The organism is Roseateles sp. P1_C1_2 (assembly GCF_056406535.1).
The window spans coordinates 20972-40674 of sequence record NZ_JBFUAB010000022.1 but is presented as its reverse complement, the minus strand read 5'-3'; the positions used below and the strand labels follow the sequence as shown (position 1 = coordinate 40674).

The 19703-nt window shown below is 67.5% G+C and carries 18 protein-coding genes; 11 read left to right on the top strand and 7 right to left on the bottom strand.

The window, feature by feature from the left end; all coding sequences use genetic code 11:
- The first annotated feature begins 37 nt into the window (after window positions 1-37).
- Window positions 38-757 (top strand): Crp/Fnr family transcriptional regulator, encoded by a 720-nt coding sequence (locus tag AC1D2H_RS21475; RefSeq protein WP_478012387.1) that lies wholly within the window; start codon window positions 38-40, stop codon window positions 755-757.
- On the opposite strand, the gene AC1D2H_RS21470 is transcribed toward AC1D2H_RS21475, so the two are convergent.
- On the bottom strand, window positions 754-1896 hold the full coding sequence (locus tag AC1D2H_RS21470; RefSeq protein WP_478012386.1) for an NAD(P)/FAD-dependent oxidoreductase: 1143 nt from the start codon (window positions 1894-1896) through the stop codon (window positions 754-756). The two genes, AC1D2H_RS21475 and AC1D2H_RS21470, sit on opposite strands and share 4 nt — an antisense overlap.
- A gap of 114 nt (window positions 1897-2010) precedes the next feature.
- Here AC1D2H_RS21470 and AC1D2H_RS21465 point away from each other — a divergent pair, with 114 nt between their 5' ends.
- Window positions 2011-3309, top strand: a complete 1299-nt coding sequence (locus AC1D2H_RS21465) for a peptide MFS transporter (RefSeq protein ID WP_478012385.1) — start codon at window positions 2011-2013, stop codon at window positions 3307-3309.
- Here AC1D2H_RS21465 and AC1D2H_RS21460 read toward each other — a convergent pair.
- Window positions 3296-4012, bottom strand: coding sequence for a helix-turn-helix domain-containing protein (locus AC1D2H_RS21460; protein WP_478012384.1), 717 nt, complete (start codon window positions 4010-4012; stop codon window positions 3296-3298). The genes AC1D2H_RS21465 and AC1D2H_RS21460 overlap by 14 nt on opposite strands.
- 174 nt (window positions 4013-4186) lie before the next feature.
- Here AC1D2H_RS21460 and AC1D2H_RS21455 point away from each other — a divergent pair, with 174 nt between their 5' ends.
- The 4 genes from AC1D2H_RS21455 (at window position 4187) to AC1D2H_RS21440 (ending at window position 11026) form a co-directional block, all read left to right on the top strand.
- Window positions 4187-6409, top strand: coding sequence for a TonB-dependent receptor (locus tag AC1D2H_RS21455; protein WP_478012383.1), 2223 nt, complete (start codon window positions 4187-4189; stop codon window positions 6407-6409).
- A gap of 13 nt (window positions 6410-6422) precedes the next feature.
- Window positions 6423-8321 (top strand): serine hydrolase domain-containing protein, encoded by a 1899-nt coding sequence (locus tag AC1D2H_RS21450; protein WP_478012382.1) that lies wholly within the window; start codon window positions 6423-6425, stop codon window positions 8319-8321.
- A gap of 1 nt (window position 8322) precedes the next feature.
- Entirely contained in the window at window positions 8323-9816 is a 1494-nt protein-coding gene (locus tag AC1D2H_RS21445; RefSeq protein WP_478012381.1) for a M81 family metallopeptidase, read from the top strand.
- 133 nt (window positions 9817-9949) lie between these two features.
- Window positions 9950-11026, top strand: a complete 1077-nt coding sequence (locus AC1D2H_RS21440) for a YncE family protein (RefSeq protein WP_478012380.1) — start codon at window positions 9950-9952, stop codon at window positions 11024-11026.
- Window positions 11027-11036: 10 nt separating this feature from the next.
- Here the strand turns inward: AC1D2H_RS21440 and AC1D2H_RS21435 are convergent, their stop codons facing one another.
- Window positions 11037-11597: a GNAT family N-acetyltransferase gene (locus AC1D2H_RS21435; RefSeq protein ID WP_477933608.1), complete on the bottom strand. Its 561-nt coding sequence runs from the start codon at window positions 11595-11597 to the stop codon at window positions 11037-11039.
- A 277-nt stretch (window positions 11598-11874) separates the two neighbouring features.
- Here AC1D2H_RS21435 and AC1D2H_RS21430 point away from each other — a divergent pair, with 277 nt between their 5' ends.
- Together AC1D2H_RS21430 and AC1D2H_RS21425 are read left to right on the top strand one after the other, a co-directional pair.
- Complete coding sequence (locus AC1D2H_RS21430; RefSeq protein WP_477933610.1) at window positions 11875-12093, top strand: hypothetical protein; 219 nt, start codon at window positions 11875-11877, stop codon at window positions 12091-12093.
- 11 nt (window positions 12094-12104) lie between these two features.
- Window positions 12105-12365 carry a hypothetical protein gene (locus AC1D2H_RS21425; RefSeq protein ID WP_478012379.1) on the top strand — a complete coding sequence of 87 codons (261 nt, stop codon included), beginning with the start codon at window positions 12105-12107 and terminating at the stop codon, window positions 12363-12365.
- A gap of 21 nt (window positions 12366-12386) precedes the next feature.
- On the opposite strand, the gene htpG is transcribed toward AC1D2H_RS21425, so the two are convergent.
- On the bottom strand, window positions 12387-14267 hold the full coding sequence (gene htpG / locus AC1D2H_RS21420) for a molecular chaperone HtpG (protein WP_478012378.1): 1881 nt from the start codon (window positions 14265-14267) through the stop codon (window positions 12387-12389).
- Between the two features lie 116 nt (window positions 14268-14383).
- On the opposite strand from htpG, the gene AC1D2H_RS21415 reads away from it, so the two are divergent.
- The gene (locus AC1D2H_RS21415; protein ID WP_478012377.1) at window positions 14384-15001 is read left to right on the top strand and encodes a 2OG-Fe(II) oxygenase; all 618 of its coding nucleotides are present in this window, start codon (window positions 14384-14386) and stop codon (window positions 14999-15001) included.
- Here AC1D2H_RS21415 and AC1D2H_RS21410 read toward each other — a convergent pair.
- Window positions 14995-15306, bottom strand: a complete 312-nt coding sequence (locus AC1D2H_RS21410) for a hypothetical protein (RefSeq protein WP_477933618.1) — start codon at window positions 15304-15306, stop codon at window positions 14995-14997. The genes AC1D2H_RS21415 and AC1D2H_RS21410 overlap by 7 nt on opposite strands.
- 13 nt (window positions 15307-15319) lie before the next feature.
- Entirely contained in the window at window positions 15320-16444 is a 1125-nt protein-coding gene (locus AC1D2H_RS21405; protein ID WP_478012376.1) for a 3-deoxy-7-phosphoheptulonate synthase, read from the bottom strand.
- A 330-nt stretch (window positions 16445-16774) separates the two neighbouring features.
- Here AC1D2H_RS21405 and AC1D2H_RS21400 point away from each other — a divergent pair, with 330 nt between their 5' ends.
- A complete protein-coding gene (locus tag AC1D2H_RS21400) occupies window positions 16775-17557 on the top strand; it encodes a fumarylacetoacetate hydrolase family protein (RefSeq protein ID WP_478012375.1) in 783 nt (260 codons plus the stop codon).
- Here the strand turns inward: AC1D2H_RS21400 and tldD are convergent, their stop codons facing one another.
- Window positions 17558-19021, bottom strand: coding sequence for a metalloprotease TldD (tldD, locus tag AC1D2H_RS21395; RefSeq protein WP_478012374.1), 1464 nt, complete (start codon window positions 19019-19021; stop codon window positions 17558-17560).
- 135 nt (window positions 19022-19156) lie between these two features.
- On the opposite strand from tldD, the gene AC1D2H_RS21390 reads away from it, so the two are divergent.
- On the top strand, window positions 19157-19495 hold the full coding sequence (locus AC1D2H_RS21390) for a hypothetical protein (RefSeq protein ID WP_478012373.1): 339 nt from the start codon (window positions 19157-19159) through the stop codon (window positions 19493-19495).
- Window positions 19496-19703: the final 208 nt, after the last annotated feature.

Below are 19703 nucleotides of genomic sequence, written 5' to 3'. Positions count from 1 at the left end.
ATTTACGGGTCTTCACGGCCCAGACTTTCCCACCCCCATGGCCGACACGCCGCTGCCGCTCAGACAACGCACCCGTCGGCCGACGCCAGCCGAACTGGACGCCATCCCCTGGCTGAAGCTGCTGGACGGTGCGATGCGCGAGCGCGCCGTCACGACGCTGGAGGTCGGCGACGCCGAGCCCGGCGAGCGGCTGTGTCGCATCGGGCGCCCCGCGACGCTGTGGTTCGGCGTCGTCGACGGCCTCTTGAAGATGAACAACGACGACTCGCTGGGCGCTGCCGTCACCTTCACCGGCATCCCGCCGGGCGGCTGGTTCGGCGAGGGCACGCTGCTCAAGCGCGAGGTCTACCGCTACAACATCCAGGCCCTGCGGCCCAGCGTCGTCGCCGGCCTGCCCATCGACAGCTTTCATGCCTTGCTGGACGGCAGCATCGCCTTCAACCGCTTCGTGCTGGACCAGCTGAACGAGCGCCTGGGGCAATTCATCGCCGCGCGCGAGACCGACCGCATCCACGACCCCGACGTGCGCGTCGCCCGCAACCTGGCCGCCCTCTTCCACCCGACGCTGTATCCCGGCGTGGGCAACTGGCTGCGCATCACGCAGCAGGAGCTGGGCTATCTGGTGGGCTTGTCGCGCCAGCGCGTGAACCAGGCGCTGAACCGCCTGGGCGGCGACGGCCTGATCCGCATCGAGTACGGCGGGCTGCGGGTGCTGGACCTGCAGGGCCTCAGGCGCTTCCAGCCGGAGGCCGCCTAGGCCCTGAATCTCTGCGGCGACAGCTGCTGCGCCGTGACCCCCATGTCCGCCAGGTCCTGCGGCAGTGCGCGCCCCAGCGCCAGCGCCGCAGCCGCGCGGCCCAGAGCCGGCGAAGTCTGGATGCCGTAGCCGCCCTGCCCCGCGCACCAGAAAAAGCCCGGCGCCGAAGCGTCGAAGCCCACGACGGGCGAGCGGTCCGGGCTGAACACGCGCAGCCCCGCCCAGCGGTGGCGCACGCGCTTCACGGGCCGGCCGGTCAGCGTCTCGAAGCGGTCCACGGCGATGGCCACGTCCAGCTCCTCGGGCTGGGCGTCGCAGGGCGGGCTGGGCGTTTCGTCGGCGGCGGAGATCAGCAGCAGGCCGGCGTCGGGCTTGAAGTACTGGCTCTCGTCGATGGCGACGACGGCCGGCCACAGCGTCGCGTCCACGCCGTCGGGCAGGTCGATGAGGACAGCGGTGCGGCGCAGCGGCTGCAGCGGCACGGGCGCGACGCCGGCCAGCGCCGCCACATCGTCGGCCCAGGCACCGGCCGCATTGATGACGACACCAGCGCGAAAGCTGCCGGCGGCCGTGTGCGCCAGCCAGTGCGAGCCCTCGCGCTCCAGCCCCTTCAGCCCCGTGCCCAGATGCAGCTCGGCGCCGGCAGCGCGCGCGCTGCGCAGAAAGCCCTGGTGCAGCAGGTCGACTTCGATGTCGGCCGAGCTCACGTCCAGCAGCGCGCCGGCAATGCGGTCGCGCTGCAGCAGGGGCACGCGGGCCAGCACCTCGTCGACGCTCAGCGTGGTCGTGCGTTCGCGCACATCCGCATCGGCCGTGAAGCTCGCGACGAGGTCGAGCTGGCCGGCGCCGACCAGGAACAGCGTGTGCCGCTCGCGCAGCAGCGCCTCCTTGACCATGCCTTGCGACGGCGTGCGGAAATAGCCCAGGCTGGCCCGCGTCAGCGCGCGGATGGTCGCGTTGCCGTAGAGGGCCGAGTACAGGGCGGCCGAACGGCCGGTGGAGTGGTAACCCGCATGGGGCTCGGCTTCCAGCACGGCCACACTCGCCTTCCCCGCGAGGGAGGCCGCCACCGAGGCTCCGGCAATGCCGGCACCGATGACGATGCAATCCACGTTCTTCGTCGTTGTCACTTGGCCCATGGCTGCTTGCATGTAATTTTCCAATTTGGAAAATAACTGTACCATCACGAAAATCGTTGAGCAATGCTGAAATCGGTGTGCCCGGCGCCCTTTGGAAGGTTTTGAGGAGATCGAGTGGACGCTTCCCTGCAAGCCCGCGCGCCCGCGCAGTGGTTCGGCCAGCCACGTGGCCTGGTGGTGCTCTTCCTGACCGAGATGTGGGAGAAGTTCTCCTTCTACGGCATGAAGGCGCTGCTGATCTATTACATGATCCGGCACCTGCAGTTCCCGCAGGCCGACGCCTCGCTGATCTATGGCGCCTACACCGGCGGCGTCTATCTGACGCCCATCTTCGGCGGCTATATCGCCGACCGCTGGCTGGGCCGGCGGCGCGCCATCCTCATCGGCGGCTCGCTGATGGCCCTGGGCCACTTCACGCTGGCCTTCGAGTCGGCCTTCTTCCCGGCCCTGCTGCTGATCGCCCTGGGCAACGGCCTCTTCCTGCCCAATCTGCCCAGCCAGGTGGGGGATCTCTATGAAGAGAACGACCCGCGCCGTGGCGGCTCCTACAACATCTACTACGTCGGCGTGAACCTGGGCGCGCTGCTGGCGCCGCTGGTGTGTGGGACCCTGGGCGAGGTCTACGGCTGGCACTACGGCTTCGGCGCGGCGGGCATCGGCATGTGCGTGGGCCTGGTCATCTATGTGCTGGGCGCCAGGCATCTGCCACCCGACCGGCCGCGCTCGGCCGAGCCGGCTGCAGCCGCATCGGGCAGCTTCTCCGCCGCGAGTGTCCTGCCGCTGCTGCTTGTCGGCCTGGCGGTCGTCGTCTTCCGCAGTGGCTACGAGCAGAGCGGCAACACGCTGGCCGTCTGGGCCGAAACCGGCGTGGATCGCGCGCTGTGGGGCTTCACGATACCGGTCACGTGGATGCAGTCGCTGAACCCCTTCTTCGTCTTCCTGTTCACGCCTTTCGTCATCGCCGGTTGGCGTCGCGCCGCCGAGCGCGGGCGGGAGCCCTCGTCGCTGATGAAGATGTCGCTGGGCGCCGCCGGCGTGGCCCTGTCCTATCTGATGCTGGCCCTGCTGGCCGCCACGCATGGCAGCACGCCCGTCAGCACCTTGTGGGTGGTGGCCTTCTTCGTCGTCTACACGTTGGCCGAGCTCTACATCCTGCCGGTGGGCCTGGGCCTGTTCGCGCGCCTGGCGCCCAAAGGCATGGGCGGCACCTTCGTCGCGGCCTGGTTCCTCGCCTCCTTCGGCGGCAACTTGCTGTCGGGCGTGGTGGGTCGCCACCTGGAGTCACTGGGCGCGGCGAACTTCTTCGTCGTGCTGGGCGTCATCACCGGGATCGCCGCGGTGGCGCTGTTCGCGCTGCGGCCCCAGCTAAAGCGCGTGGAAGACGCGAGAAAGAAAGCCTCTAGCGCCGCGTAACCTTCGCCTTGGGTTTGGCCGCGGCCCGCGCCGCCTTGGCCGGCGCGGCCGGCTCGGGTGCCGTCAGGCGCTGCGAGGCCTCGACGAAGTGATGCGTCATCACGTCGCCCTGGCCGTTGCGCGGCGCGCAGGTGGCCACCAGCCGGCAGGCGCCTTCTGAAGCCTTCAGATAGGCGTGGCCCATCTCGCTGTCGAAGAAGATGGAGTCGCCCGGCTTCAAGATGACAGGCGCGTACAGCTCGGAGTGGAAGGCGACCTCGCCTTCGAGGACGTAGGAAAACTCTTCGCCCGGGTGGCGGATCAGGTCGCCGAACTCAGCCTTGAACTCGTCCAGCGTGCGCGCCCGCACCTCGACGATCAGCGGCGTGAAGCGCTTGTTCAGCAGCTCCGACGCGAGATAGGTCTGCTTGTAGCTCTGCGTGTCGACGACCTGGCCGTCGCCGACGCGGTGCACCACGCGCCGGCCACCGCCATTGGGCGCCGGGCGGGCGCCCTGGGCGTCGTGCAGCAGTTCGGCCATGTCCACGCCCAGGCCGCGGCTGAGCAGCATCAGCTTGTCGTACGACAGCGAGACATTGCCTTTTTCCAATTTGGACAACGTGGACACCGCCATGCCGGTGCGCTCGCCCACCTGGGCCAGGGTCAGGCCGAGGCGCTTGCGCACGCTGCGGATGTGTTCGCCGGGAGAGGTGGAAGAGGCCATGTCTCTAGGGAGAGGGAGTCGTTTCATCTTAGGCCATGCCTGCCTGCGGGCCGTCTGCTCGCTTGCCCTGAGCCGAGTTGGTATTTTCATCTAAGGTTTACACCAATGGGAAAGATTTTTCCAAATTGGAAACTTCACTCATCGAACAACCCAACTTCTGACTCAGGAGATGCCATGAGCCGGTCCATCCGCTTCGCTCGCCTCGGCACGCCGCCCCAACGCCACAAGCTTGCGGCCTTGCTCGTGCCCTGCCTCGCCGCGCTGTGCGCATCGCCCGCGTGGGCGCAGACGAACGCTGCCACAGACAGCAAGGCCGATGTCGAGAAGCTCGACGTCGTGACCGTCACGGCCACGCGCCGCCGCGAGCCGGTGCGCGACGTGCCGCTGCGCGTGGAGACGCTGGGCGCCGAACCGATGGAGCGCGCCGGCGCCACGTCGCTGAGCGACTACGTCGGCAGCCTGCCGGGCATCGACGTGAAGACCTCCGGCGGCCCGGGCCGCAACGCCGTCACGATGCGCGGCGTCAGCGTCGGCGAGCAGCAGATCGCCACCGTCGGCATGTACGTCGACGAAGTGGCCTTTGGCTCCAGCAGCGCCTTCGTCGGCGGCGCCAACACGGCGCTGGATTTGTCACTGCTGGACCTGAAGCACATCGAGGTGCTGCGCGGCCCCCAGGGCACGCTGTACGGCGCCGGCGCCATGGGCGGGCTGCTGAAGTACGTGACCAACGAGCCGGACAGCACGCAGTTCTCCGGCAAGGTGGGCGTCGGCATGCGCCAGGCCCGCGGCGGGGCTCTGGGCCACACCGAGCATGCGGTGCTGAACGTGCCGCTGAGCCAGGACGTCGCCGCGCTGCGCGTGTCGGCCTTCAACGACCACGAGGGCGGCTATATCGACGCCGTCGGCAAGGCTGCGGGCGAGCACATCAACGACGGCAACACGCGCGGCGCGCGGGTGTCGGCACTGATCGAGCCCATGGCCAAGATGAAGCTGCGCCTGGCCCACACCCAGCAGGAGATCCAGCGCAACGGCCTCAACGTCATCGAGTACGACGCCGCCAAGGGCCAGCCGGTCTACGGCGACCTGACCCGCCATCTCGACACGGGTGAGGCCTACAAGCTCAAGACGCGCCTCAGCTCGGCCGACTTCGAATACGACCTGGGCTGGGCGCGCTTCAACGCCATCGCGTCGACGCAGCGCCTGGACAGCGCCACCGGCCAGGACGCCACGGCCCTGCTGGGCGGCAACCCGGCCTTCGATTTCGTGTCGCTGGACAACGCCTTCAGCCTGCGCAAGCAGACCCAGGAGCTGCGCCTGACCTCGCAGCGCGGCACGATCGAATGGCTGCTGGGCTACTACCGCACCAAGGAGACCGGCCACGTCGGCCAGCGCCTGTGGGCGCAGCTGGCGGGCGGTGGCGGCGACATGACGCTGACCACCACCGGCCAGCCCTCCGAGTACCGCGAGCGCGCCCTCTATGGCGACCTGACCTGGAATATCGACCCGACCTGGTCACTGACCCTGGGCGCCCGCGTGGCCAAGAACGAGCAGGTCTACACCGTCTTCGTCAACGACGTGCTGAACTCCTCGGCACCCAGCGACGACACGGCCAAGACCTATCTCGCCACGCTGCGCTATGCCCTCGACAAGACCAGCAACGTCTACTTCCGCGCCGCCAGCGGCTACCGGCCGGGCGGCCCCAATTCGCCGGCCATCGACGCCAACGGCCAGGTCATCCCCGGCACGCCCGCCACCTTCGGCCACGACACCTTGTGGAGCTACGAGCTCGGCTACAAGGCCGACCTGCTGGACAAGCGCCTGAACCTCGAGGCGGCCTTGTTCAACATCGACTGGAAAGACCTGCAGCAGCCCAAGGCCGTGGGCGCCAGCACCATCGTCGTCAACGCCGGCAAGGCACGCGTGCGCGGCCTGGAACTCGYGGCGCGCTACAAGGTCGACGCGCACTGGAATCTGGACGGCAACCTGGCCTACACCGACCCCAAGCTGACCGAAGGCTCCACTGCCCTCGGCCCCTCGGGCTCGCGCCTGCCCAACACCGCCAAGCTGGCCTACACCCTGGGCCTGCGCTATGCCTATGACCTGGCCAACCACCCGTCCTACGCCGGCCTGAATGTGCGGCGCGTGGGCCAGCGCAATGCCGGCTTCGATTCGGCGGGCAGCTCGGTGCCCAACTTCAGCCAGCCGGGCTACACGCTGGTGGACGCGCAATGGGGCCTGGAGATCGGCGGCTGGCAGCTGGCCGCCTTCGTCCGCAACCTGACCGACAAGCGTGCCATCCTCGGCGCCGACACGGCCCTGACGGCCTTCGGTCTGCCGCTCAACGTCACGACGGTGGCTCCGCGCACGGTGGGCGCCAACCTGACCTTCAACTTCTGACCCTGGACCTCCCATGAAGCAGTTGTTCACCCGCCTGCGCGCCGCCGCGCTGGCCCTGTGCATCGGCGCGCTGCCGGCCGCCTTCGCCCAGACCAAGCCGGCCACGCCACTGACGGCCGTCGACGTCGAGGCCTTCATCGATGGCCTGGTGCCCACGGCGCTGCGCAACGCGCGCGTGCCGGGCGCCGTCGTCGTCGTCGTCAAGGACGGCCAGCCGCTGCTGCAAAAGGGCTACGGCCTGGCCGACTGGGACAAGAACATCCCCGTCGACCCGCACAAGACGCTGTTCCGGCCCGGCTCGGTGTCCAAGCTGTTCACGTGGACGGCCGTCATGCAGCTCGTCGAGCAGGGCAAGCTGGACCTCGACGCCGACCTGAACAAATACCTGGACTTCACCATCCCGGGCCGCAACGGCAAGGCGCTGACGCTGCGCCATGTGATGACGCACACGACGGGCTTCGAGGAGACGGCGCGCGACCTGCTGACCTACGACAGCGCCGGGCCCGACCTCGGCAAGGTGCTCAAGGGCTATATCCCGCCCTATGTCTACGACCCCGGCACGACGCCCGGCTATTCCAACTACGCGACGTCGCTGGCCGGCTACATCGTGCAGCGCGTCAGCGGCAAGTCCTTCGACGACTACATGGACCAGCAGGTCTTCGCACCGCTGGGCATGAAGCAATCGACCTTCCGCCAGCCGCTGCCCGACGCGCTCAAGGGCCAGATGTCGCAGGGCTATATGACCTGGGACGAGAAGCCCAAGGGCTTCGAGGTCATCAGCATGCCGCCGGCCGGCAGCATGTCGGCCACCGGCGCCGACATGGGCCGCTTCATGCTGGCTTTCCTGCAGCAGGGCAAGCTCGGTGAGGCTCAGCTCCTCAAGCCCGAGACGGTCAAGCTGATGCACACCCAGCTGACCCGGCCGCTGCCGGGGCTGCTGGGCATCGGCCTGGGCTTCTACGAGCAGAACATCAACGGCCACCGCGTGCTGGCGCATGGCGGCGATACCGTGCTCTTCCACAGTGACCTGCTGCTGTTCGTCGACGATGGCATCGGCCTCTACATCTCCGTCAACGCCCCCGGCCATGAGCGCCAGGGCGGCTGGTTGCGCGACAAGCTGTTCGAGGCCTTCGCCGACCGCTATCTGCCCGACCAGCGCCCGGCCACCAAGCCGGAGGTGGACGAAGCCACCGCCAAGCTGCATGCCCAGCAGATGGCGGGCAACTACCGCAACACGCGCCGCGAGGATTCAACCTGGCTGTCGGTGCTGCAGCTGCTGAGCCCGGTCAAGATCCAGGCCCTGGAAGACGGCCGCCTGTCCATCGACCTGGCCGGTTCGCGCAGCAACTATCGCGAGGTGAAGCCCTATTTCTGGGAGGAGGAGCACGGCAAGCGCCGGCTGCAGGCCGTGGTCGAGAACGGCAGGGTCAAGCATTGGGGCCTGGAGCCCTATGTCTTCGCCTTCATCTTCGAGCCCGTGCCCTTCATGGCCAGCACGACGGTGCTGGTGCTGATGGGCCTGGCCATTGGCACGCTGCTGCTGACCGTGCTGCTGTGGCCCGTCGCCGCCCTGCTGCGCCGCCGCCACCATGTGGCCGTGCCGCCCGCCAAGCAGGTGACCTGGGTGCGTGGCGCCAGCGTGGGGGCGATGGTGGCCCTCGGCCTGTGGGGCTGGGTCGTGGCCCTGCTGGAAAGCCTGGGCGATGCGTCCATCCTGCTGCCCCTGGCCCAGCTGAGCCTGGCGCTGTCGGCCATCGGCGGCCTGGTCGTGGCCGGCCTGCATGTCCGCAATGTGCTGAAGGTGGGGGACAAGTGGAGCAAGGCGCTGGCAGTGGCGTGGGTGTTGGCCTTCGCCATCCTGCTGCTCGTGAGCCTGAACCACCACCTGATCAGCTTCAACCAGTACTACTGACATGAGCAAGCCGATGCGGCTCTTCCTCGGCGGGCTGGTGCACGAGACCAGCAGCTTCTCGCCCCTGCCCACCAGCGTGCAATCCTTCCGCGAAGGCGTGCTGATCCACCGCAGCGACCCGCGGGCCTTGCAGCAGGTCGCGGCCCAGCCCAATCTGATGGGCGTCGTCGCGGCCGCGGCGCGACAGGGCGACACGCTGCTGCCGGGGCTGTATGCCGAGGCCCAGCCGTCGGGCCCCTTGTCCCGCAGCGACTACGAGGCGCTGCGCGACGAGCAGCTGGCCGACCTGCGCGCGTCCATGAGCCAGGGGCCGGTCGACGCCGTGCTGCTGGTGCTGCACGGCGCCATGCTGGCCGAGGGCTATCACGACTGTGAAGGCGACCTGCTGATGCGGGTGCGCGAGCTCATCGGCCCCCAGGTGCCGCTGGGCGCGCTGCTGGACCTGCATTGCAACCTCAGCCCGGCCATGCTGGAGTCTGGCGCGGCCCTGGTGGCCTGCAAGGAGTACCCGCACATCGACTACGCCGCCCGCGGCGAGGAACTGCACGCCATGCTGGGCGCCATGGCGCGCGGCGACCTGGCGATCAAGGCCCACTGGAAGCGCGTGCCGCTGCTGGGCATCTTCGGCACCACCGTCGCGCCGATGAGCGACTTCGTGGCGCGGCTCAAGGACAGCGAAGACCGGCTGCCGGGCATCCTGTCGGTGTCGGTGCTGCATGGCTTCCCCTGGGCCGACACGCCGCACACCTGCGCGGCCGTGCTGGTGCTGGCCGAGGATTCGCCGGCCGCGGCGGGCGTGGCTTCAGATCTGCTGGAGGAGTTGGCCGAGGCCTTCTACGGCATCCGCGAGACAGCGGCCGCCAAGCGCCTGCCGCTGAAGGAGGCGCTGGACCTGGCCGAAGCCGAGATGCGGCTGGCCCGACCCGGCCCCGTCGTGCTGGCCGACACCGCCGACAACGCCGGCGGCGGTGCGGCGGGCGACAGCACCTTCGTGCTGCGCGAGCTGCTGGAGCGCGGCCTGCGCGATGTGGCCCTGGGCATGATCTGGGACCCGCAGGCCGTGGCCATCGCGACCTCGGCCGGCGTCGGCGCACGGCTGCCGCTGCGCATCGGCGGCAAGGTGGGGCCGATGTCGGGCGACCCGGTGGATCTCGAGGTGGAGGTGCTGGCCTGTCGTGCCGATGCCCGCCAGCGCAGCTTGACGCCCGGCGGCACCGATCCCCTCGGCCCTTCAGTGGCGGTGCGCGCCAAGGGCATCGACATCGTGCTGAACAGCATCCGCCAGCAGGTGTTCTCGGCCGAGTGCTTCACCCAGCTCGGCATCAACCCAGCGGCCAAGCGGCTGGTGGTCGTCAAGTCGACCCAGCATTTCCGCTCCGGCTTCGACGCGATGGCTGCGGCAGTCGTCTATGCCGACTCGCCGGGCAGCCTGCAGGCCAATATCGGCAGCCTGCCCTTCAGGCATCTGCCGCGGCCGGTCTGGCCGCTCGACTAGGCTGGCGACGGCAAATTTGCCCCCCCAACCAAGGGACGGCACGCAACCGACCGGTTGGGCCGGTCACGCACAATCCCTGCCAGCACGATGGAGCCGCTCGGGCTCAGTGCGCAAATAATTCAGGGAGTCTTTGATGAAAAACCGCCAAGGCATGGGCAGCTTGCTGCTTGCCTGTGCAATTGCCTTCGTTGCGCCGCTCGCTTCGGCCACACCCAGCGGGTTCCAAGTCACCACGGTCAACCTGTGGACCAACGACCTTGCCTATAACGCCACGAGTGGCGAATGGCTCGTCGCCGTGCCAAGTTATGCGGCGTTCGGCGTCGGCAATTCCATCACTCGGGTTTCGTCAACGGGCAAGGTGCTCCAGTCCACCTACATGGGCAGCGAGCCTTATCGCATCGCGCTGTCCCAAGACGGCAGCTTGGGTTACGTCAGCCTCTGGGGCGCGAATGCCATCCRCTCCTTCAATGGCCTGACTGGCGCTGCGCTGACTCAGGTTTCCCTTGGCAGCAACTATGCCGAGGACCTCGAGGTGTCGCCGACCGACAAGACCGTCGTTGCCGCATCTCTGGCCAATCACTATTTCAGCCCGCGACACGAGGGCGTTGCCATCTTCAAGAATGGCGTCCTGCTGCCCGGTCAAACACCCGGCCATACGGGTTCCAACGTCATCGAGTTTGGCGCGGATGGCTCCACGCTTTACGGCTTCAATACCGAGACCAGCGAACGGGGTTTTCGGACCATGGGAGTCAGCGACTCTGGCGTGACGGTCCAATCCGTCAAGAACCAGGTCTTCAATGGATATACCCAAGACATCCAGTACGACTCTGGCATGGTTTTCAACAGCAACGGCGAGGTCGTCGATGCAGCCACGGGCCAAAAGCTGGGCCAGTTCCCGATCGTTGGCTATCAAGGCAGCTTGCTGGCCTCGGTGGCAACTGGCGAAGCCTATTTCCTGCACAACAGTGGCGTGTTGACCATCTTCGATCTCGCCACGTTCACCGCCAAGGCGACGTATTCGCTCGGCATCCAGATCGGTGCGGGCGGAACGTTCACGGACCTGACCCTGGGGGCGAATGGCAATCTGGCAGTCAACGCAGGGGGCGAGAAGATCTATCTGCTGACTGCCGTGCCGGAGCCGGGCAGCGCGGCGCTGCTGCTGCTGGGCCTGCTTGGCTTGGCCTGGCGCAGGTCGCGCCAGCAGGCCTGAGGCGAATCTCTCAGGCCGCGAAAGCGATCGCTTCGGGCTCGCCGCGCGGCAGCGTCGCCCAGCGGTCGGCGCCCAACTCGTAGAGCAGGGCTGCAGCGCTGCCGGGGCCGTCGGCGAGGGTGCCTTTGAGGCGCAGGCCCAGGCATTCCAGCGTCTTGCGCGTGGGGGCATTGCTCGGCAGCACGGCGGCGACGACGGCGCCTTCATGGTGCTGCTCGAAGGCCTGGCTCATCGCGTACTGGGCCATTTCGGACGCCAGGCCGCGGCCCCAGGCCTGGGGCGTGATGCGGTAGTAGAGGTAGAGGCCCGAGTGGCCGGCGACGCTGCGATGCATGAGGCCGCCGAAACCGATCAGGTTGTCGGGTCGTTCGCGCTCGGCGATGGCCCAATGGCCGAAGCCGCGCGTCCGCCAGTGGCTGATCCAGGCTTGCAACTGGGCCTCGATCGCCTCGCGGCCATGCGGCGTGGCGGCGGCGCAGAAGCGGTTGACGGCCGGATCGGCGTGGAGCGCCGTCAGGGTGTCCAGATCGCTGTCCCGGGGCGGGCGCAACATCAGGCGGCGGGTGACCATGGCTGCCGGTACAGGCGCAACAGGCTCGCTGAACTCAAACTGGACCATCTAGTCAGAAACTCGGTAAAAACCCGTAGGAGAGTAGCGGCGAGCCGGCTTGTACGGAAGTCCCGCGATGGCGGGTCTTGTCGCAAAACCGTCACAAAACCACGTAAAGACGCTCAGGGCGCAAGGGTTTACCCACGCGGCGCGGTCCTACATCCCTGCCGCCGAGAAGCGTCCAAGCTGTCGCTGTCACGACTTCACCCTCCAGCAACTGGCGTGACAGGAGATCGGCATGTCCAACCCATGGCTCAAGAAGAACCCGTTCATGAGCATCTGGCTCAGCGCCGCCAACTCAGTGGCCAACTCCGCGCGCGCCCAGGTCGCCGCGACGTCCAAGCGTCAGGCCAATGCCGCCATGGCGAACGCCAGCCAGCAGGTCGTGGACTTCTGGTTCGGCGCCTTGACGCCGCAGAAACCGCCGCCCCGTGCCCGGCGCACGACGAAGCGCTGAAGAAGCCCTCCATGACACAGACCATCATCGACTTCCACCTCGGCGTGCGCTTCAAGGTTGAAGCGATCCCGCGCGGCGAGACTTTCCAAGGGCGTTACACGCTCCTCGAGAACGACTTGGCCGGCGACACGGGTACAGATGACAGCTATCGGCCAGCGACCGAAAACAATTGGGCCACCGCGGATGAAGCGCTGACCTACGCGACCGAGGCCGCGCACCATGCCATCGAAGGCATCCCGCCGTTCACCAAGGGGCAGCCGGAACGCGTGTGAGGCGCGAGCGCCTCACCGCCTTCAGCCGGTCAGCAGCGCATTGACGCGGCGAACGTAGGCGGCCGGGTCTTCCAGGTGCCCGCCCTCGGCCAGCACGGCCTGGTCGAACAGCACCTGGGCCAGGTCGTCGAAGTGCGCACTGCCGTCCAGCTTCTTGACCAGCGCATGCTCGGCGTTGATCTCCAGCGTTGGCTTGCTCTCGGGAGCGGTCTGGCCGGCCTGCTTCAGCAGGCGCGCCAGGTGGCCGCTCATGTCGCCCTCTTCCACGACGATGCAGGCCGGCGAGTCGACCAGGCGGGTCGTCACACGCACGTCCTTGGCGCGGTCCTTCAGCGCCTCCTTGAGCTTGTCCAACAGCGGCTTCAGGCTCTCGGCCGTCTCGTCGGCCTTCTTCTTCTCGTCCTCGTCCAGCAGCTTGCCCAGGTCCACGGCGCCCTTGGCGACGGACTGCAGCGTCTTGCCCTCGAACTCGTAGAGGTGGCTCAGCATCCACTCGTCGACGCGGTCCACCAGCAGCAGCACCTCGATGCCCTTCTTGCGGAAGATCTCCAGCTGCGGGCTGTGCTTGGCGGCGGACAGGGAATCGGCGGTGATGTAGTAGATGACGTCCTGGCCATCCTTCACGCGCGACACGTAGTCGGCCAGGCTGACATTGGCGTCGGCATGCGTGGACGCGAAGCGGAACAGCTTGGCCAGCCGCTCCTGGTTGGCGTGGTCTTCGCCGATGCCTTCCTTCAGCACCTGGCCAAAGTCGGTCCAGAAGGCGGCGTACTTGTCCTTGTCTGCCTGCTCCTCGCTGTTGGCCAGGCTCTCCAGCATGCCGAGCACGCGCTTGGTCGAACCCTCGCGGATGGCCTTCACGTCGCGGCTTTCCTGCAGCAGCTCACGCGAGACATTCAGCGGCAGGTCGGCCGAGTCGATGACGCCCTTGACGAAGCGCAGGTAGACCGGCATCAGCGCCTCGGCGTCATCCATGATGAAGACGCGCTTCACATAGAGCTTCACGCCACCACGCTTGTCTCGGTTCCACAGGTCGAAGGGCGCCTTCTGCGGGATGTAGAGCAGCTGGGTGTATTCGCTACGGCCCTCGACGCGGTTGTGCGTGTAGGCCAGCGGCGCGTCGCTGTCGTGGCTGATCTGCTTGTAGAACTCTTCGTACTGCTCTTGAGTGACTTCGCTCTTGCTGCGGCTCCACAGCGCCGAGGCCTTGTTGACCGGCTCCCACTCGTCCAGCACGACCTGCTTGGCGTTGTCGGCGTCCCACTCTTCCTTCTTCATCAGGATGGGGAGCGAAATGTGGTCGCTGTACTTGCTGATCGTCGACTTGACGCGCCAGGTCTTGAGGAACTCTTCCTCGCCGTCGCGCAGATGCAGGATGACGTCGGTGCCGCGGCCGGCCTTGGTGATGGTTTCCAGCTCGTACTCGCCGGTGCCTTCGCTGCTCCAGCGCACGCCCTGGTCGGCCGGCAGCCCGGCACGGCGGGTCTCGACCGTGATGCGGTCGGCCACGATGAAGCCCGAGTAGAAACCCACGCCGAACTGGCCGATCAGCTGGGCGTCCTTCTTCTGGTCGCCTTCCAGCTTGGCCATGAATTCGCGCGTGCCGCTCTTGGCGATGGTGCCCAGGTGGGAGGCGGCCTCCTCGGCGCTCATGCCGATGCCGTTGTCGCTGATGGTCAGCGTCTTGGCTTCCTCGTCGAAGCTGACGCGCACTTCCAGGTTGGGTTGGTCCTCGAACAGCGCGGCGTTGTCCAGGGCCTCGAAGCGCAGCTTGTCGCAGGCGTCACTGGCGTTGGACACCAGCTCGCGCAGGAAGATCTCCTTGTTGGAGTACAGCGAATGCGTGACGAGGTGCAGGATCTGCTTGACTTCGGCCTGGAAGGCGTGGGTTTGCTTGGTCATGGCGTTGGAAAATCTCTGAGGAATCTGGGGCATTACCGCCCGACGGGCGGCCAGTTGAGGCTGACCCGGCGGAATTCAAGGCCCGGCAGCGTAAACCCAATCACGCCCTCACCCTCATGCACAACCTCGGACACGGCATCTATCGGCTGCCGCGGGTCATCTCCAGCCCCGATTGCCAGCGCTTCATCCAGCAGGCCGAAGGCTTCGGCTTCGAGCCGGCCACCATCAACACGGTCAAAGGCGTGAAGCTGGAGACGGAGGTCCGCAACAACGACCGCGTCATCTTCGACAGCTTCGAGCTGGCCCTGGAGGTGTGGAAGCGTGTCGCGCTGGACCTGCCGCCGGTATGGATGGCACGCGGCCTGGCGGGCCTGAACGAGCGCTTTCGTTTCTACCGCTATGCCCAGGACCAGAAGTTCGACTGGCATGTCGACGGCCCCTTCGAGCGCAGCAACGGCGAGCGCAGCCTGCTGACCATCCTGATCTACCTGGGCGGCGAGTACGAGGGCGGCGCGACCACCTTCGACGTCGACGGCGAGCTGATCGAGGTGCGCGGCGACGAGGGCGATGTCGTCGTCTTCCCGCACCGGCTGCGCCATCGCGGCTCGCTGGTCACATCGGGCACCAAATACATGCTGCGCAGCGACGTCATGTACTACCCGCTGGTGGGGGCCGGGCAGTCAGACTTCCCCAGTCTCGACGCCCTGCGCGCGATGGCCGCCAGCGCTCAGTAGGACACGGCCAGTCGCGGCACGTCGACCTTGATCAGCGCCTTGGACAGCGACCCGGCCGCCGCACGGGCGTAGTCCAGCGCCCAGGCAGCGTCGGCAAACGCGGCCGGCCCGGCAGCCAGCGCGATGCCGACGAGCTTGTCGGCCAGCAGCACCTTGCCGGAACCGCGCAGGGGCTCGCACTCCAGACGGACGAAGTTCTCGTCCAGCCAGCGGCGCGCGGCCTCGAAGCCCAAGACCTCGGCGCCGTCGAGCTGCAACTCGATGGGCGCGACGGCCTCGAAGATGACGGTGATCCGGGCTTGCATGGCCCGGATTGTGTCAGCGCCCGGCCAGCACCGCCTGCGACAGCACGTCCAGCACGGCCAGGGAGTCGTCCCAGCCCAGGCAGGCGTCGGTGATGCTCTTGCCGTACTCCAGCGCGGCGGGGTCGTCCTTGCCGGGCGTGAACTTCTGGGCGCCGTCGTTCAGATGGCTTTCCACCATGACGCCGAAGATGCTCTTGCCGCCCTCGCGCATCTGGCCGGCAATGTCGCGCGCCACGTCCAGCTGGCGCTGGTGCTGCTTGCTGGAGTTGGCGTGCGAACAGTCCACCATCAGGCGTTGCGGCAGCTTGGATTTCTCCAGGTCGGCGCAGGCCTCGGCGACGCTCTTGGCGTCGTAGTTGGGCGCCTTGCCGCCGCGCAGGATGACGTGGCAGTCGGCATTGCCGCGCGTCTCGACGATGGCGACCTGGCCGTTCTTGTGCACGGACAGGAAATGGTGGCCGCGCGCGGCGGCCTGGATGGCGTCGGTGGCGATCTTGATGTTGCCGTCGGTGCCGTTCTTGAAGCCGATGGGCGCCGACAGGCCCGAGGCCAGTTCACGGTGCACCTGGCTCTCGGTGGTGCGCGCGCCGATGGCGCCCCAGGCGATCAGGTCGCCGATGTACTGCGGCGAGATGACGTCCAGGAACTCGCTGCCGGCCGGCACGCCCAGGCGGTTGATTTCCAACAGCAGCTGGCGGGCGATGCGCAGGCCCTCGTCGATGCGGTAGCTCTCGTCCAGGTAGGGGTCGTTGATCAGCCCCTTCCAGCCCACGGTGGTGCGCGGCTTCTCGAAGTAGACGCGCATGACGATTTCCAGCGTGCCGGCGTACTTCTCGCGCTGCTCTTTCAGCTTGCGGGCGTACTCGAGCGCGGCGCTCGGGTCGTGGATGGAGCAGGGGCCGATGACGACGAGCAGGCGATCGTCCTCGCCGCTCATGATCTTGCGGATGCGCTGGCGGGTCTGGCCGATCAGGTTCTCCATCGCCGTGCCGCGAATGGGGAAGAAGCGGATCAGATGCTCCGGCGGCGGCAGCGGCGTCACGTCGACGATGCGCTCGTCATCGGTGGCGCTGGTCTTGTCGTCCTGGGAGTACCAGCGCTGGGCTTCGGGTTGGACGGAGGAGACTTTGGCGTTCATCGGATCAGCCTTTCTGACAATGGCTTGCCGTTGCGTTGCAGGCTAACTTTGCGGAGCAAAGTTAAGGCGCAACGCGCCGGCCGGAGACAAAACAAAAAACCGCCGGGCTTTGGAGGCCCGGCGGTTTGTAGGGAGTCTGGGTTCAGCGCGCGCGCTCAGGACTCTCCACCGCCGGGGCGGGGAAAAAACCAAAAGCTAAAGTAAGCGGCGCGGGACATGGGAGCAGAATCTAGCACGCCGGCTGCAGCGAGCTTTCGGCAGCGGGCAAGTCCCGCTTGACCCGCGAACCGGCTTGYGTGGCAATCGGCATCTCTGCACAGGAGACAAGCCATGCAAAGACGCCATGCCCTCGGCGCTGCGGTCACCGGCCTCGCCGGAGTGACTGTCGCCGGATGCGCCTCGACGGCGGCCACTTCCGCCGCGCCCTTCACGGTCGCCCAGCCCTTCGTGCCCATATCCGGCAGCAGCGAGATCTTCCCGGTGCGGCGCATCTACTGCATAGGCCGCAACTACGCGGCCCACGCCCGCGAGATGGGCTCGGACCCCACGCGCGAGCCGCCCTTCTTCTTCCAGAAGCCCAGCGACGCGGTGCAGTTCGCGCCGCCCGGCCGCACCACCGACCACCCCTATCCGACGCTGACCAAGAACTACCACTACGAGCTGGAGTTGGTCGCGGCCCTGCACAAGGGCGGCAAGAACGTCCCCGTCGACAAGGCTCTGGACCTCGTCTATGGCTATGCCGTCGGCCTCGACATGACCCGTCGCGACCTGCAGCGCGGCATGGGCGACCAGAAAAAGCCCTGGGAAATCGGCAAGAGCTTTGACCGCTCCGCGCCCATCGGGCCCATTCACCGCGTGGCCCAGGTCGGCCACTTCACCCAAGGCGCCATCACGCTGAAGGTCAACGGCACGGTGAAGCAAGACGCCAACCTGAACCAGATGATCTGGAGCGTCGCCGAGCAGATCGCCCAGCTGTCCCAGGCCTTCGAGCTGATGCCGGGCGACATCATCTACAGCGGCACGCCGGAGAACGTCGGGCCGGTGGTGCCGGGCGATCTGATGGAGGGAACGATTGCGGGGTTGCCGCTGCTGAGCGTGAAGGTGGTGGCCTGATCAGGCCGTACCACCCACCGTCAGCCCCTCAATCCGCAGCGTCGGCTGCCCCACGCCCACCGGCACGCTCTGGCCTTCCTTGCCGCAGACGCCCACACCCGTGTCCAGCGCCATGTCGTTGCCGATCATGCTGACGCGCGTCAGCGCGTCCGGGCCGTTGCCGATGATGGTGGCGCCCTTGACGGGGTACTGGATCTTGCCGTTCTCGACCCAGTAGGCCTCGCTGGCCGAGAACACGAACTTGCCGCTCGTGATATCGACCTGGCCGCCGCCGAAGTTGGTGGCGTACAGGCCCTTCTTGATGGACGCGACGATCTCCTTGGGGTCGTCCTTGCCGCCCAGCATATAGGTGTTGGTCATGCGCGGCATCGGCACATGGGCATAGCTCTCGCGGCGGCCGTTGCCGGTGGGGGCGACCTTCATCAGCCGCGCGTTCATCGCGTCCTGGATATAGCCCTTCAGGATGCCGTCCTCGATCAGCACATTGCGCTGGCTGGCGCAGCCCTCGTCGTCGACGTTCAGCGAGCCGCGGCGGTCGGGGATGGTGCCGTCGTCCAGCACCGTGACGCCCTTGGACGCCACGCGCTGGCCGATGCGGCCGGCAAAGGCGCTCGAGCCCTTGCGGTTGAAGTCGCCCTCCAGGCCGTGACCGACGGCTTCGTGCAGCAGCACGCCGGGCCAGCCGGGGCCGACCACGACGACCATTTCGCCGGCCGGTGCGGGGCGGCTTTCCAGATTCGTCAGCGCGGCGTGGACCGCCTGCTCGACGTAGCTCGCGATCATCTCGTCGGTGAAATAGGCCAGGCCGAAACGCCCGCCGCCGCCGCCCGACCCCACCTCGCGGCGGCCATTGCTCTCGGCGATGACGGTGATGGACAGGCGCACCAGCGGGCGCACGTCGGCTGCCAGCGTGCCGTCGGCACGGGCGATCAGCACCACCTCGTGCTCGGCGGCCAGGCCGGCCATGACCTGTGCGACGCGCGGGTCCTTGGCACGGGCCATCTTCTCGGCGCGCTCCAGCAGCGCGACCTTGGCGGCGCTGTCCAGGCTGGCGATGGGGTCGGCCACGCCATAGAGCTCGCGGCTGCCGGCCACGCGGCCCTGGTTGGGCACTTTCACCTTCTTGCTCTGGCCCGCGGCCGCGATGGTGCGCACCGTGCGCGCGGCGTCCAGCAGCGAATCGAGGGAGATGTCGTCTGAATAAGCGAATGCCGTCTTCTCACCGGCCACCGCGCGCACGCCGACGCCCTGGTCGATGCTGAAGGAGCCGCTCTTGACGATGCCCTCCTCCAGGCTCCAGCCCTCGGCGCGGGTGGTCTGGAAATAGAGGTCGGCATCGTCGACGCGATGCTCGGTGATGAGGCGCAGCGCCTGCGAGAGCGAGGCCTCGGTCAGGCCGAAGGGCTCCAGCAGTTGCGAGCGGGCGGTGGCCAGGCGGGCCAGGGTGGGTTCGACGGCGATCATGGGCTGATTCTAGGAAGGTGCGCGTCAGCCACCTGAAGGCATGGACATGCTTTTTTACGCGAGTCATGTCGGCCCTGGTTGCAAGGACGTCGTTGTGGACGGGCCTTGCAACCCAGCATCCTCAAGGAGCACTCGATGAAGACCTCTCACAAAGCCCTGATCGCCCTGCTGACCCTGGCCGGCGCCAGCGCCTTTGCCCAGACCCCTGGCACCAACACGCCGCGCATCGACAAGCGCGAAGCCAACCAGCAGGCCCGCATCGCCCAGGGCGCCGCCAGTGGCAGCCTGACGGCCCACGAGACCCAGCGCCTGGAGAAGGAACAGGCCCGCGTCGACAACGCCGAGGCCAAGGCCAAGGCGGACGGCAGCGTGACGGCCAAGGAGCGCCGCCACCTGACCGCGATGCAAAACGGCGCCAGCCGCGACATCCATCGCAAGAAGCACAACGCCAGGGCCGCCAGCGCACCGGGCTGAAGCGAAGCTGCCCCTCGCCCAACCTCGCATCGCTGAACGCGAGCGAGTCTGGTCGGTCCCCCGGGGGGACGGCGATGCTCTCGGCATCGAGCCGCGAGCACATCGCCGGCGCGGGCCGGCTAGGGAGCGGCCCGTCGCTCGGCCCGCAACTCCCCGCTTGCATGCGTCGTACGTGCCGCAAATTCGGAAATGGCGGCCGAAATGACCA

Coding starts and splice junctions, on each gene's coding strand:
- AC1D2H_RS21475 (WP_478012387.1), top strand. CDS start 38: ATGGCCGACACGCCGCTGCCGCTCAGACAACGCACCCGTCGGCCGACG.
- AC1D2H_RS21470 (WP_478012386.1), bottom strand. CDS start 1,896: ATGGGCCAAGTGACAACGACGAAGAACGTGGATTGCATCGTCATCGGT.
- AC1D2H_RS21460 (WP_478012384.1), bottom strand. CDS start 4,012: ATGGCCTCTTCCACCTCTCCCGGCGAACACATCCGCAGCGTGCGCAAG.
- AC1D2H_RS21450 (WP_478012382.1), top strand. CDS start 6,423: ATGAAGCAGTTGTTCACCCGCCTGCGCGCCGCCGCGCTGGCCCTGTGC.
- AC1D2H_RS21445 (WP_478012381.1), top strand. CDS start 8,323: ATGAGCAAGCCGATGCGGCTCTTCCTCGGCGGGCTGGTGCACGAGACC.
- AC1D2H_RS21435 (WP_477933608.1), bottom strand. CDS start 11,597: ATGGTCACCCGCCGCCTGATGTTGCGCCCGCCCCGGGACAGCGATCTG.
- AC1D2H_RS21430 (WP_477933610.1), top strand. CDS start 11,875: ATGTCCAACCCATGGCTCAAGAAGAACCCGTTCATGAGCATCTGGCTC.
- AC1D2H_RS21425 (WP_478012379.1), top strand. CDS start 12,105: ATGACACAGACCATCATCGACTTCCACCTCGGCGTGCGCTTCAAGGTT.
- htpG (WP_478012378.1), bottom strand. CDS start 14,267: ATGACCAAGCAAACCCACGCCTTCCAGGCCGAAGTCAAGCAGATCCTG.
- AC1D2H_RS21415 (WP_478012377.1), top strand. CDS start 14,384: ATGCACAACCTCGGACACGGCATCTATCGGCTGCCGCGGGTCATCTCC.
- AC1D2H_RS21410 (WP_477933618.1), bottom strand. CDS start 15,306: ATGCAAGCCCGGATCACCGTCATCTTCGAGGCCGTCGCGCCCATCGAG.
- AC1D2H_RS21405 (WP_478012376.1), bottom strand. CDS start 16,444: ATGAACGCCAAAGTCTCCTCCGTCCAACCCGAAGCCCAGCGCTGGTAC.
- AC1D2H_RS21400 (WP_478012375.1), top strand. CDS start 16,775: ATGCAAAGACGCCATGCCCTCGGCGCTGCGGTCACCGGCCTCGCCGGA.
- tldD (WP_478012374.1), bottom strand. CDS start 19,021: ATGATCGCCGTCGAACCCACCCTGGCCCGCCTGGCCACCGCCCGCTCG.
- AC1D2H_RS21390 (WP_478012373.1), top strand. CDS start 19,157: ATGAAGACCTCTCACAAAGCCCTGATCGCCCTGCTGACCCTGGCCGGC.